Origin of the sequence: Mycobacterium sp. E3298, assembly GCF_001666895.1 — a bacterium.
Lineage (GTDB): Bacteria > Actinomycetota > Actinomycetes > Mycobacteriales > Mycobacteriaceae > Mycobacterium.
The window spans coordinates 22,707-35,873 of the sequence record NZ_LZJB01000617.1; the positions used below are offsets into that span (position 1 = coordinate 22,707).

General features: G+C 65.2%; 13 protein-coding genes and 2 pseudogenes. 2 read left to right on the forward strand and 13 right to left on the reverse strand.

Features of this window, described 5'->3' with window-relative positions; translation table 11 throughout:
- Nucleotides 1-117: 117 nt before the first annotated feature.
- The 12 genes from A9X05_RS28475 to A9X05_RS28530 form a co-directional block, all read right to left on the reverse strand.
- Nucleotides 118-1,302 carry an amidohydrolase family protein gene (locus A9X05_RS28475; protein ID WP_082954831.1) on the reverse strand — a complete coding sequence of 395 codons (1,185 nt, stop codon included), beginning with the start codon at nucleotides 1,300-1,302 and terminating at the stop codon, nucleotides 118-120.
- 202 nt (nucleotides 1,303-1,504) lie between these two features.
- The gene (locus A9X05_RS28480; RefSeq protein ID WP_067785676.1) at nucleotides 1,505-2,392 is read right to left on the reverse strand and encodes a TIGR03619 family F420-dependent LLM class oxidoreductase; all 888 of its coding nucleotides are present in this window, start codon (nucleotides 2,390-2,392) and stop codon (nucleotides 1,505-1,507) included.
- A gap of 6 nt (nucleotides 2,393-2,398) precedes the next feature.
- Nucleotides 2,399-3,157 (reverse strand): SDR family NAD(P)-dependent oxidoreductase, encoded by a 759-nt coding sequence (locus A9X05_RS28485; RefSeq protein ID WP_067785679.1) that lies wholly within the window; start codon nucleotides 3,155-3,157, stop codon nucleotides 2,399-2,401.
- Nucleotides 3,154-3,759, reverse strand: a complete 606-nt coding sequence (locus A9X05_RS28490) for an SDR family oxidoreductase (RefSeq protein ID WP_067785682.1) — start codon at nucleotides 3,757-3,759, stop codon at nucleotides 3,154-3,156. Before A9X05_RS28490 ends, A9X05_RS28485 begins: the two co-directional genes overlap by 4 nt.
- 10 nt (nucleotides 3,760-3,769) lie before the next feature.
- Nucleotides 3,770-4,132, reverse strand: a complete 363-nt coding sequence (locus A9X05_RS28495; protein WP_231968996.1) for a hypothetical protein — start codon at nucleotides 4,130-4,132, stop codon at nucleotides 3,770-3,772.
- 96 nt (nucleotides 4,133-4,228) lie between these two features.
- On the reverse strand, nucleotides 4,229-4,888 hold the full coding sequence (locus A9X05_RS28500; protein WP_067785688.1) for a hypothetical protein: 660 nt from the start codon (nucleotides 4,886-4,888) through the stop codon (nucleotides 4,229-4,231).
- A gap of 498 nt (nucleotides 4,889-5,386) precedes the next feature.
- On the reverse strand, nucleotides 5,387-6,838 hold the full coding sequence (locus A9X05_RS28505; RefSeq protein WP_067785691.1) for a class I adenylate-forming enzyme family protein: 1,452 nt from the start codon (nucleotides 6,836-6,838) through the stop codon (nucleotides 5,387-5,389).
- A complete protein-coding gene (locus A9X05_RS28510; protein ID WP_067785693.1) occupies nucleotides 6,835-7,635 on the reverse strand; it encodes an enoyl-CoA hydratase/isomerase family protein in 801 nt (266 codons plus the stop codon). The genes A9X05_RS28505 and A9X05_RS28510 overlap by 4 nt, the downstream gene beginning before the upstream one ends.
- Nucleotides 7,632-8,447: an enoyl-CoA hydratase/isomerase family protein gene (locus A9X05_RS28515; protein WP_067785696.1), complete on the reverse strand. Its 816-nt coding sequence runs from the start codon at nucleotides 8,445-8,447 to the stop codon at nucleotides 7,632-7,634. The genes A9X05_RS28510 and A9X05_RS28515 overlap by 4 nt, the downstream gene beginning before the upstream one ends.
- Complete coding sequence (locus A9X05_RS28520) at nucleotides 8,444-9,691, reverse strand: acyl-CoA dehydrogenase family protein (RefSeq protein ID WP_082971084.1); 1,248 nt, start codon at nucleotides 9,689-9,691, stop codon at nucleotides 8,444-8,446. The genes A9X05_RS28515 and A9X05_RS28520 overlap by 4 nt, the downstream gene beginning before the upstream one ends.
- 6 nt (nucleotides 9,692-9,697) lie before the next feature.
- The gene (locus A9X05_RS28525; RefSeq protein WP_067753749.1) at nucleotides 9,698-10,504 is read right to left on the reverse strand and encodes an enoyl-CoA hydratase/isomerase family protein; all 807 of its coding nucleotides are present in this window, start codon (nucleotides 10,502-10,504) and stop codon (nucleotides 9,698-9,700) included.
- Nucleotides 10,505-10,508: 4 nt separating this feature from the next.
- Nucleotides 10,509-11,759, reverse strand: coding sequence for a hypothetical protein (locus A9X05_RS28530; protein ID WP_067785700.1), 1,251 nt, complete (start codon nucleotides 11,757-11,759; stop codon nucleotides 10,509-10,511).
- A gap of 52 nt (nucleotides 11,760-11,811) precedes the next feature.
- On the opposite strand from A9X05_RS28530, the gene A9X05_RS28535 reads away from it, so the two are divergent.
- Entirely contained in the window at nucleotides 11,812-12,639 is an 828-nt protein-coding gene (locus A9X05_RS28535) for an enoyl-CoA hydratase/isomerase family protein (RefSeq protein WP_067785703.1), read from the forward strand.
- An 11-nt stretch (nucleotides 12,640-12,650) separates the two neighbouring features.
- Here the strand turns inward: A9X05_RS28535 and A9X05_RS28540 are convergent.
- Nucleotides 12,651-12,965, reverse strand: a pseudogene (locus A9X05_RS28540) (short-chain dehydrogenase); the annotation flags it as partial.
- On the opposite strand from A9X05_RS28540, the pseudogene A9X05_RS28545 reads away from it, so the two are divergent.
- Nucleotides 12,958-13,167: pseudogene (locus A9X05_RS28545) on the forward strand (SDR family NAD(P)-dependent oxidoreductase); the annotation flags it as partial. The pseudogenes A9X05_RS28540 and A9X05_RS28545 overlap by 8 nt on opposite strands.

Genomic DNA, 13,167 nt, shown 5'->3' on the forward strand with positions numbered 1-13,167 from the left:
CACGCAGCACCGCGAATGCCATAAGGATCGGTCTTGTCGGTGAAGATACTTATGCCGACGCGGGGAGATGTTCAACATCTCCTGGCCGTACCTGAGGCGATTCGCCGCCGGACTCGGCTAGATGCCGATCAGCTCCTTCAGATTGCCGCCCATCACTCGTGCTGTGGTTGCGGCGGGGAGGTTTTCGAGCTCATTGACGAAGTCCGCGGGCGCGGCCAATCCCTCGGGATGCGGGTAGTCCGAGCCGAACATCACCCGCTTCTCACCGAGGATGTCGATGAGGTGCGACATGTCCTCCTCGTGAAACGGGTTCACCCACACGTGCCTTCGGAAGACATCACACGGGTGCTCACTGAATTCGCGCGGCTTCTTGCGGTACACCCGATCGAAAACGTCCATCAGGCGCTGAGCCCACGAACCGCCGTTCTCGACCACACCGATGCGTAGGCCGGGGAAGCGCTCGAACACCCCATGGGCGATGAAGGCCGCGAGCGTATCGAAGATGTGGCGGCTCTCCTCGTAGATGAAGCCGCGGAACTTCGTCAGCTGGAAACCCTGGAACTCGTTGCCGCCCTCCCAGTCGGAGAGGTAGCGGTCGTAGCCGGCGTCGGAGTTGTGCATCTGGACCGAGATGCCCGACGACTCGACCAATCTCCAGAAACGGTCGAACTCGGGCAACGCGGGTGAACGCGAGGTTCCGTCCTCCCTGGGCACCGGCGCCGGCCGGATCAGCACCGTCTTCGCCCCGTTTTCCAGGCACCATTCGAGTTCCGCAACGCCCTTCGACGGATCGTTGAGTGAGATCGCCGGGACGGGGAAGATGCGGTCCTTGACGTTGAACGTCCAGTCCTCGAGCAGCCAGCGGTTGAAGGCGTGGGTTACCGCGTGGGTGAGCTCGGTGTCGCACTTGGTCCGTTCCTCGAGCATGCCCGCCGTGGTGGGAAACATCAGCGCGCCATCAACGCCCTGGCGGTCCATCAACGCCAGGCGCAGGTCGGGGCGCCGGAACTCGTCTGGACAGCGGATGGGCTCGGCGAGCTCGCGCAGCGTCTTTCCCTCCGGGTTGATCCCGCGGTAGTAGTCGGCCCATGCGCCGGGAGTGGGAATCACCTCGTAGGTGGGGTTGGGTATCGTCTCGGTGATAACGCCGAGGATCTGGAGCTTCTTGCGGCCATTGACGTCGACGAACTTCAATGCTTCGGAGTATTTCTCCGGCAGATAGCGCGTGTAGGCGTCGATCGTCTCGTACATGTGATTGTCCGCATCCCACACCTCGAACGCACGGGGTTCGGTCATCGTCATTCCTTTCCACGAAGCAGTCGAGATCGCCGAAAGCCTGCTCGCAGATTTGTCCGCCATATGCATGGCCAACGGCGCGGATGGCAACCGGCAACGCCACTATCACAAACCGAGAGTAGACGTTCTCGCCCTAATACTGTCCGAAACCGTCGCGAACGGCAAGGTCGCACCGCGCGTCAAGGGCTGGAGGGCCGTCCGGCCCGATTCACTGGTTCGCCGCATCAGCGACCTCCGGCATCCGGTCGATGATGCGGTGCGGCTCGTCGGCCGATAGAAGGACCTGAACATGATCGATGCCCAGTCGGCGGTAGGCATCGCATGACTCGGCCAATGATCGGGCGCCGGAATAAGCGGTGGATGCGACCTTGTATAAGCTCGCCGACGATCTGCCGCGCGCGTCGGCTAACCGGTTCAGAGACGCGACGAGCCCGGCCAGCCGTCCAACGGACGTCGGCGCGGAAATCCACCCGTCGCCGACACGCGCCGCTCGGTCGAGCGCGGTGTCAGAGTGCCCGCCCACCAGGATCGGAATGGGTCGTCGTGCGGGGTGCGGCCGGGGATCCATCGGTGCGAAATCGTAGAATTTCCCATGGAATTCGACGTAGGGATCGTCCGCACACCATAGGGTGCGCAACAACCGGATGTGTTCCTCGCTGCGGGCGCCACGGTTGTCCCATGGCATGCCCATCGCTGTCGCCTCTTCCTTCAGCCACCCGACTCCGACGCCGTACACGAGCCGGCCGCCCGAGAACGCGTCGAGCGAAGCGAGTTGTCTTGCGTTGCCGATCGGATTGCGAAGCGGCAGTACGGCGACCGATGATCCGAGCCCAATCGTGCTCGTCAACCCGGCAACCCAACTGAGCGTCGTCATGAGTTCAAAGTTGGGGGCGAGATTGTCGGCGAGCCAGCCGTCGGCGACTGGCGTGGGCCTGCGGCCCAGCGGATACAGCGAATCGCTGTGACGGGGCAAAACGAGATGGTCGACCGCCCAGAGCCGGTCGACTCCGCAACCCTCGGCGGTCTGCGCGAAGTCGCGGATGAACGACGGTGACGCGTTCGGGCCGCTGTGCGGAAGAACAAGACCGATTTCCACGACGGCTTAGAGGTTGGTGAAGTGGCCGCCGTCGACCCCTATCGTCTGTCCGGTGAGATACCTGGCCTTGGGGCCCACGAGGAAAGTGACCGCCGCACCGACGTCGCTCTGCGGATCGCCGATGCGGCCCAGCGGGATCCGCCGCGCCAGCCGCTCCTCCATCGCGGGTTCGGCTTCGATCGCCGCCGTCATCGCCGGTGAATATGCAAGCGGCGATATCACATTGACCGTGATGCCGTAGGCGCCCCATTCGCGGGCCAGGCTTTTGGCGAAGCCCCGCAGTGCGCCCTTCACCGTGGCATAGAGCGGCAGTGTGGCGCTGCCTTCGATCCCGGCGGGTGAGGTCATCACCAGGAACGTCCCTGCCCGTTCACGCAGCGCTTGGAAGGCTGCGCTCGCACAGTGATAGGCGCCGGTCACCGACACGCTGATGTGGTCGCGCCACAGCGACTCACCGACGTCCTCGAGTCGGTGCGGCTGGCTGGATGCGTTGCTTGTGGCATTGTGTACCAGCGCATCCAGGCGCCCGGTCGTCATCACCGCGGCCTCGACGGCGCCGATGACCGACTCGGCTACGGTGACGTCGCAGCGGACCCAGCTTGCCCGACAACCGGCCTCGCTGAGTTCCGCTGCAACCGCCCGCCCACTTTCCGATCGGGTGGCGACGAAGACGTGCGCGCCGTCGACCGCGAGGGCACGCGCGATGCCGTGCCCGACACCGCCGCCGGCTCCAGTGACCAGCACCGTGTAATCGTTGATCGTCATGGGAGCATCACGGCTCCGCCGTCGACGATGACGGTTTCGCCGACCAGACCCGTGACCTCGGGCTTGAGTAGGAATCGTGTCGTCTCGACGATCGTTTCGATGAGCGAGTCATCGTCCTGAAGCGCTGCCGCGGTCACATGGCTGGCTGACGCGCTCAGCCGCGGCGCGAAAAGACGAAGCGGGGCGGCAACCATGTTGACGATCAGGTTTTGAGAAGCCCATTGGCGAGCGGCGGATTTGGCCATCGCACGGATTCCCTCGAGCGCGGTGGCGTACGGGACGAGATACGGCGCTCCCGTCATCCCGATCGATGGCAGCACCAGCACGATTCGTCCTCCACCTTTGTCGCGCATCGAGGAGTATGACCGTTGCAAAGCGGCGAGCGCGTGTCGCATCGGTTGTTCGGCGAATCGGCCCCAGTCCGGCGGACTCAACGTGCTGACGGGCGTCGGCTCGAGGGCCGGATCGACGCCGATCACTATGACTACGTGGTCCGTGTTCGGCTGAGTCGGTTCGTCGAGGTTGTGGACGACCGACTTGAGACTTGCTGCGATCGCCCACGAGATGGCATCGCTGCGCCCTATGACGTGCGGAGTTGTCATGTGCGCCGCCCTACGGTTTTGGAATCGCCGACGCCTTCGCTTGCCGTGCGATTCGCTCGTCGTGGATCTTCACCAGTTCGCGGAAGCCGATCCGGTTGTACCGCGGGTGGGGTTGGACCCCCCAGTCGTCTTTCGCGGTGTGTTGGCCGGCGGCCTCCGGAGCACCGCCGAACGGCGGGCCCCCGAGGGGATAGGGCTGCCTGCATTCGAGCGAGTCATCGGAGTAGCGCACCTTCAGCAATTCGCTGCAGATTTGGGTGAGGGACAGCGTGGGCCACCCGTACCAGACTGCCATCACCGGCACGGTGAGCGACCCCTCGATCACCAACCCGAACAGGCAGACGAACAGCCCCCGTTTGAGCCACGTGTGCATCCGCGCCCAAGCCGACGTCGTGCCCGGCGGTAGCGGCTCGGCCGGCGCGACTGCGTCCACAGTTGATTCAGACACGATAGTCCTTCCCAGGATCGGTCAGTCGGAGAAGATTTCCCGGTTCACGGTGTGCAGGTAAGGGATTGCGAGGAACGGCGTGATGTAAAAGATGTTGTAGGCCCACCAGGCCAGCACCGGCAGGCCTACCGCCGCGTACCGCACATCGGCATACAACGTCATGTTGAAGATGTAGCCGGTCCAGACCACCACACCGAACCAGCAAGTGACGATCATCCACTGGTGGCCCCAGCGCTTCATCTGCAGGAAGCCGATCGCTGCGGCCATCCGCATCGGAAAGGCGATGAGCACGCACACGAGAACCCACGCCTTCTCCCCGGGCGCACCGGCACCTCCGATCCAGAGCTCGTTGTAGTGCCAGAAGTAGCCCCCGTCCATCAGGTTCCCCCAAGCGGTGAACACGGTGCGGGTTATCAGGGCGTGATTGGCGAACAGGTCGAGTGCCCAACCGATGCTGTTCAGGGCCGCGTCCAGGATGATCACGTAACCGATGAGCGTGACCATGAGTGGACGCACCGACAGGCCCTCGCGTTGCGCATTGCGCAACAGGTACAGGCCACGCACGAACAGGGGGAGCCCGAGGACGCCGAGCACGAGCGTGCCCATCAGTGCCGTGCCGGCTATGAGCCAGAGATCCGCCTGTCGTTGAGCCCGCCGGCTCCGGCGTTCGTGTTCGTCCAAAGTCGCTGACGCGAATGAGGATGCACCGTTCCCGCGGCGCGTTATCGCAGAGGGCAATCGCATGGGCCTACCAATCTCTTGTCAGCAACATGGAGAGCTGGATGAGAAACATCGTCAGCAGGAGGCCGTATATCCAGATTTGGAAAACGATGAGGCCGCGCCTACGCCGGCGATCCTGTTCGTCCACCGCGCTGATTCCTCCTTAGGAAATAGATAGCCGGCCCGAGGCGACTTCACTCAGGGCCGATCGCTGCGGTCAGAAAGTCCCGATGTTCGACAACATCCAGTAGAAGAAGGCAACCAATGCGCACATCACGCCCCACGTGATCACCATCCGCACCAATTCTTCGATCACATCCGTTGCTCCCGTCTCCGCAACGCGGGTGGAAATACACATTGTCCCGAAATGATAGCACCATTATCAATTGCGAGAATTAGCGTTATCGCATTCACGGGTAACGAAGCTCCCGGGCTTCGACGATTGCTGAGTCCGAACCTTCACGCATTGGCCATGGCGGCGAGCTCGCGCTTGACCACCTTGCCGACGTCGTTGCGCGGCAGCCGGTCGACGAACACGAATCGCACGGGTACGCGGTACGGCGTCAATCGATCCCGGCACCACTCGGTGAGGCTCTCTTCTGTAACGGCCTGATCACGTCGCACGACGAACGCCCAGGGCACCTCGCCGAGCCGCTCGTCGGGGATGCCCACGACGGCGGCTTCCCGCACGCCGCCGGCGGCGAGAATGACGTCTTCGACGGTGCCCGGGAAGACCTTGAGGCCGCCACGGTTGATCATGTCGGACACCCGGCCGTCGAGCCAGAGGAACCCGTCGTCGTCGAACCAGCCCAAGTCGCCGGTGTGAAACCAGCCGTCATCGGTGAGCCGGTCGAGGAAGGCCGGATCGATGTTGCGCGCCGCTGTCGTCGGCGTGCGCACCAGCACCTCGTCATCGGCAATCCTGACGTCGATGCCGGGCAGAGGCCGCCCCACCGATCCGAGTTTGGTCTCTCCCCACTCGCGGGCGTCGGCGGCCGACCACCCCACCACCTCGCCACCGAGTTCGGTCTGGCCGTAGGAGTTCAGCACGATCACGCCGAACTTGTCCCTGAATCGGGCCGCTTGCACAGGCGACAGGGGAGCGGTGATCGATCGCACGATCTTCAGCGGCGACAGGTCCGTGACCGAGTCGTCGTGCAACACCATGGTGAGCGCCGCGGGCGGCAGCACCGTGGAACGCAGCTGGTGCCGCCGAACCAGCGCGGCGAAGTCCGACGGGGAAAATCGCTCCATCAGCACCACGCCCGAACCCGCCCGGAACGCGAACAGCACCTGATAGATACCCGCCCACAACGACAACGACAACGGCACGAGGTTCGGCATCGGCGGGCGTTTCGGTGCGTCGGTAATAGCTTTCTTCCCACGAAGTTTCGCCAACAGCCGATCGATCAGGTCGAGCACCGTGGTGTGCCGAAGGGGCACCGGCTTCGGCGGGCCCGTGGTGCCGGAGGTGAACTGCAACAGTGCCACATCGTCGTCGTAGGACCGCGCGTGCGCGGGCAAGTCGCGCCTTGCCGCCGTTGCCCACGCCAGCGCATCACCAGTGACGACGGGGATTTCGAACGTCGAGAATCTCGGCGCCAGTTCGGGTGTCGTGACGACGGCGACGGGCCGCAGCGTCGTCAGCTGGGCCGCTATCTCGGCGTCGGCCGCCCTGGGGTTCAACGGTGTGTACACCCCACCGGCGCGCCACGTGCCGAACAGCGCGGCGATGGTGGTTGCGTCGTTGGGCAGCATGGCGGCGACAACCTGTCCCCTCGCCAATCCGATTGCCCTAAGGAGCGCACCGAGTTGGTCGGAACTGGCCACCAGCTCGTCGCGCGACACCTCGCCATCGACCAAGTGCACGGCGACATCCGGCAGGCCGTCAAGCAGATCCACCAGGCTCACGAATCAGCCTCCAACGGAGCCCAATTCGGAGTTCGCTTGTCCGCGAAGGCAAGGGGGCCCTCGTTCTGGTCGGGGTGCCCCCACATCGACGTCAGGTGCTTGGCGCCGGCGCGGCACGCATCCGTCAGGCCGTATTCGAGTGCGCCCCACAGTGCACGCTTGGTGGCACGCATCGCCGCGGGCGAGTTTCTGGCGATCTTCTCGGCCAGCTCCTGGGCGACCTCGCGCAGCTTTTCGGGCGGATCCACGACCTGGCTGATCATGCCGAGCTGGTACGCACGATGGGCGCTGAGCCGTTCGTGGCTGCCCACCAACGCCATCCGCAACACCGCCTCGGCCGGCATCTTGCGCATCAGCGCGATGGTTTCCAAAGCGCTGACCTGGCCGATCGAGACGTGCGGGTCGACGAAGCTCGCGTCCGATGACGCGATGACGATGTCGGCGTCGGCCACCCAGTGCAACCCGCCACCGGCGCATACCCCGTTGACAGCCGTGATGACCGGCTTCTCGACGTTGCAGTGCCACGCCGTCAGCTTGAGGTCCAGCGTGCGCATGGTCTCCTGAAACTGCAGCACGGCCTCGCCGTCGAGCTCCTCGACGTCGGCCCCCACCTGGAACGCTCGCCCGTTGCCGGTGTGCACGATGACGCGGACGTCTGGGTCGGCATTCAGTTCCGACCACGCTTTCGGGAATTCCTCACGCATCACAACGTCATACGCGTTGAGCCGGTCGGGGCGGTTGTTGATGATCCAGCCAACCGGCCCGCGCCGCTCGACGACCAGCCTCTGATACGTCATGAAGCCTCCACAGCGCCGGACGGTGCTTGCCACCGTGGTGTGCGCTTCTCGCGCCACGCCCTGGCGCCCTCGCCGTGGTCGGGGTGATTGCGCAGCCGCCAGATCTCATCGGAGGCATCCCGGCGGGCCTGCGTCATCCCGACTTCCAGGGAGTGCCACAGCGCCTTCTTGGTGGCGCGCAACGCGGTCGGCGAATTTCCGGCGATCGCGGTGGCGAGCCGAAGCGCCGCGGCGCGAAGCCGACCGGCGGCTACCACCTCGGACAAGATGCCCAACTCGTAGGCGCGTTGCGCCGAGATGCGTTCGCCCCTGCCGCTCAACGCCATCCGGGTGATTGCCTCCATCGGAGACTTGCGAAGCAGGGTGATCGCCTCATAGGCGACGGCCTGGCCGAGCGACACGTGCGGGTCGACGAAGGAGGCCTGTTCGGCCGCGATGACGATGTCGGCGTCGGCCACCAGGTGCAGGCCACCGCCCGCGCAAACCCCGTTCACGGCCGCGATCACCGGCTTCCATACCCCGCAATGCCAGGACGAAATCTTCAGCTCCGCGTCCCGAGTTCGACGCGAGTGGCGGCGCATCGCCGCTTTGTCGCGCGCCACCTGCACCACGTCCATGCCCGTGCAGAAGGCTGTGCCGTTGGCCGCGTTGACGATCACCCGGACACCGGGATCGGCATCGAGTTCGGCCCAGGCGGTCTCGAGTTCGTCGAGCATCAACGCGTCGAAGGCGTTGCCCGCGTCCGGCCGGTTCAGGATCAGCCAGCCGATACCCTCGGACTTCTCCACGACCAACCGCTGGTAGGTGCTCACGAGCGCGGAATGTCCTTCCAGGGTTTGCCCTTCCAGGGGTCCGGTTCCTTGGGCAGCCCGAGCACGCGCTCGCCGAGGATGTTCTTGTTGATGTCGGTGGTGCCGCCCTCGGTGCCGTTGGCGAGGCTGCGCAGCATTCCATGGACATCCCGGGGCAGTGCGTCCGGCTCGTCGGTGGCGGGCCAGGCGACCGCGTCCGTACCCAGCAGGTCGACCATGAGGTCCTGAATTTGCTGGTTCAGCGTGGCCTGGTGCACCTTACCGATCGAGGACGCGGCCCCGGGCGATTGGCCGGCCGAAAGTGCCGCCCGGACACGGTCATTGGTCCAGCCACGGATCTGCTCCTGGGCCCACAACCGCATGATCTTGTTACGGACGACCAGGTCGTCCCATCGGCCCGTCTCCCGCGCGACGGCGATCAGCCGGTCGGCGCCGGAGCCGCCGAGGCGGCCCATGCCTCCCGACCCGGAACCCGAAACCATCTGCCGCTCACTGGACAGCGTCGATGCGCTGACGCGCCAGCCGTCATTGACCTCGCCCACCCGGTGCGCGTCGGGGACCCGGGCATCGTCGATGAAGACTTCGTTGAACTCCGCCTCGCCGGTGATCTGACGCAGTGGTCGTACCTCGACGCCGGCCTGACGCATATCGAGCAGGAAGTAGGTGATGCCCTTGTGCTTGGGTGCGTCCGGATCGGTTCGTGCGAGCAGGATCGCGAAGTCAGCCTCGTCGGCCCACGTGGTCCAGACCTTTTGGCCCGAGATCAGCCAGCCATCCGCGTCCCGGACGGCCCGTGTCGCCAACGAGGCAAGGTCCGACCCCGCGCCGGGCTCACTGAAGAGCTGACACCACTTCTCCTCGTTGCGCACGATCGGCGGCAGGAAGCGCAACCGCTGCTCTTCCGTACCGTGGCTGAACAACGCCGCAGCAGTGTTGTTGAGCCCCAACGGGTTCAGTCGGGACAGCCGCAGTGGAAGCAGCACCCTATCGATCGCCCTGGCCACCTCGTTGCCGATACCCAGGCCGCCGTATTCGCGCGCCCAGGTCGGCACCACAAGACCGGACTCGGCGAAAACCGGATACCACTGCCGGTAATCCGCGGGGCTCCGCACCGCGCGCAGGGCGACGGGACTCTGCGCGGCGGCCATACGCCAGGACGCCGGCACCTCGGCGTCGACCCATTGTTCGACCACCGCGACGGCGTCGGCGGCACTGGTGGCCTCGGTGATCGGCAGGGGCGTCACGTTCTTCTAGCGCCCTTGGAACTTTGCTTCGCGTCGGTCGCGGAAGGCCGCCAATCCTTCTTTGAAATCTTCACTGCGGCTGGATAGTTCGAGCGCCATCGCTTCGTTCTGCAGATGACGGTCCAGGTCGAGCCCGTTGCCGCTGTGCAGCAGCCACTTGGTGAGGCCCAGCGCCACCGTGGGCGCATCGCCAAGGCCGGCAGTCAGTTCGCTTGCCACGGTGTCCAATTCGTCGACCGGGGCGGCGGCGTGGATGATGTTCCACTCGGCGGCGGTGGTTCCGGTGATCTCCTTGCCCAGCATCAGCAGTTGCCGGGTGCGGACCAGGCCGATCAGCCGCGGCAGCAGCCAGGCCGCGCCGCTGTCGGGGGTGAAACCGCGGGCCATGAAAGGTTCCCAGAACCGTGCATCCTCGGCGGCGACACAGAAGTCGGATGCGAGTGCGATGTGGAATCCGAGCCCGGCGGCCCAGCCCCGCACTACGGACACGATGGGCACCTGAGTCTCGAGCATCAACGGGATCAACCGGTTCGCTTTGTTGGGCAGCCGGCGCTGCGTGCTACCCACCCTGGGCTTTCGCTCGGAGCGGGCGTTGTTGGCGATGAGGTCGGACCCGGCGCAGAAGTCGGGTCCCGCAGCGTCGATCCTGATGACGCGGACGGATTCGTCGACACCCGCGGCGGCGAAATGCGCGATCATCGCGTCGAGCATGACGTCGTTGACTGCGTTGCGGCGATCCTCGCGGTCCAACCTCAATTGCAAGACCGCACCGCGTTGTTCCGCCGCGAGACCGGGCACACTGTCGTAAGTCATGGGCTCAGGTTTCGGCGAATCGTGCGGCCACGGCGGTGAGCAGGTCCGCGAGATTGGTCGCCCGCCCAGGGGGATCGGGTAGTCGGACGGGTCCGTGTTCGCGGCTGGGGAGCAGAATCGTGGCCGTGCCCGGCGCCGTGATCTGGCCACGATGATTCGTCGCCGCCAACTCGAGATCGACGGCCGGACGATCGTCCTCGGCGAGGTACTTGCGGACCACCGTCCCGGTGACGGTGTGCAGATCGCCGACGTAGTTGAAGAGCCGGAATTCGCAGGCGAGCTTCCACAGCCAGCCATCGTCACCCATCCAGTCGGTGCACAGGTGGATAAGCCACGTCTCGCGCATCCGGCCGTAGTCGAAGGTGGTGGGGTTACCCGCATTGCGGGCTGCCTCCGGTTCCCAGTGCACGCGCTGCTGCGCATCCGGCACACCGTATTCGTTGGGCGTGTAGAAACGGGGGATGCGCTGCCGATTGCGCCATGCCAGTCGCAGGGGCCGCACCCCGTACATGCCGGTCCCCATGCCGACATGCCAGCAGACCATGTCGGTGACCGTCAACGGGCCCTTGGTCAGGGTGCCGATGTCGTCACCCTCGTCGACGTCCTCCCAGGATCGCGGTTCGGCGCCACGCGGGGCTTCGCGCGCGTATCTCTCGTCCAATTCCGCGATCTCGTCCGGCGTCCACGACTTCAGTTCGACGGCCTCGTACTTCTTGCGACCTCGCGCCTTGCTGCGTTCGGTGCGGATCATGTTGCGGTACTGCGCACCCAAGATGACGTCTTCATCGTCTCGGAACACCTGTGCCGACCACTCGTGGACGGCCCGATCGGCGAATTCACTGCTCTTGTCCAGGGCCGCGACCAGAGCGTTGCGCCGGAAGACGCGATGATTGGCCCGCAGCGGCGCCCACCACTCGCGCGACGAGGACGCGTAGAAGGCGTGAACGCCGCGCAAGGGGTCACCCTTGGTCAGCGCGCGGTCTTCGTCGGAGAGCGTGGTCACCTCGTCCTCACCTATCAAGGTGTCGCCCCCGACGAGCGCGGGGGGCGCGATCGACTCGCCCCATACGGATTTGGCGGCGTATTCCGCGTCGCTCCACAGCGGGTTGGCGTCGCCGTAGCTCTCCGCTACGTGGCGGAAGCAGTCTTCGTTCGGTCTGAAGTAGTGCGGCGGCTGAGTGTGCGGAACCGCGATCCCGATGGTGGCCCGCAACCGGGCCAACCCCTCGTCGGTAATCTGACCGGTTTCCGGCATGGAAATTAAGATACCCGAAAAGCGGAAACGCCGTTAACGCAGGGATGAGGATATGAGCGAACAAGCATCGGGCATCCTGGTGGCCGTCGGCGATGACGGGGTACTAAGAGTCACCATCGACCGCGCAGACGTCGGAAATTCGTTGTCGCCCTTGGCGCGTCAGGCGCTCAAGGATGCTTTTGCCCTGGCTCATGATCGGTCCGACGTGCGTGCCGTGCTGCTGAGCGCAACGGGTGACCGGCATTTCTGTACCGGCGCCGGCTTGCCGTCCCAGGCGGCAAGCGCTGACCCGCAATCGAAACCCATCGCCGAGAAGCGGCCCGGTGACATCGCCCGCATGCTTCAGCAAGGCTGGCAGCGATTGATTTCCTCGATACTGGATTGCGACAAACCCGTGGTGGCCGCTGTCAACGGTACGGCGGCGGGCGCCGGCGCCAGCTTGGTGCTGGCATCCGATCTGGTGGTGATGTCGGCGCAGGCCAAGCTCGTGGAGGCGTTTGTGCACCGAGGGATCCTGCCCGATTCGGGGGCCATCCACCTGTTGACGAGAATCGTGGGGTTGCGCAAGGCCACTGAACTCTTGATGCTCGGCGAGCCGGTCGACGCTGCCACCTGCGAGAAGCTGGGGCTGGTCAATCGCGTGACCGCACCCGAAGACACCCGGGCGGCCGCCGAGGAGCTCGCGGTACGGCTGGCCGCGGGCCCTACCGTGATGCTGGCGCTGACGAAACGGTTGTTGTCGGTGTCGTCGGAGTCGGATCGACACCGCGCATTCGAGCAGGAGGCCTGGGCGCAGGAGGTGGTGTCGCACACTGCTGACCTCCAAGAGGGCCTCGCCTCGTTCGCGGAACGTCGTGAGCCCAAGTTTCTCGGTCGCTGACCGGCTGTCTGCTAGGCGGCGGTGGGTCCGCCCCGGATGGTGAACGTGGCGCTGTCGTCGATGTCGTCGATCGACGACGCCACCGACTCCGCAGTCAAAGACGTGTCCTCGATTCCCTTGGTGACGCCGATGAACACCCGTGACACCTTCCCGGCGCCGACCGAGTAGATGTGCGCGGTTCGGTCGCACGTCGGATGGCACAGGTAGACCACCACAGGGGTGACGAGCTCGGGGTGCATGGCCTGACCGGCTTCCCCCATGATGTTCTCGGTCATCCGCGTCCGTGCGATGGGGGCGACGGCGTTGATGGCGATGCCGTTGCGGGCACAGAATTACGGACGGATCGTTCAGACCACTTCCGGCACCGGACTTTTCGGGAACTTCGGTCAAGCCAACTACGGCGCCGCCAAGATGGGCCTCATCGGCATGATGCACGTTCTCGCCATCGAAGGTGCCCGCAACGGCATCGCCATCAACGCCGTCGCCCCCATCGCACGGACGCGGATGACCGAGAACATCATGGGTGCC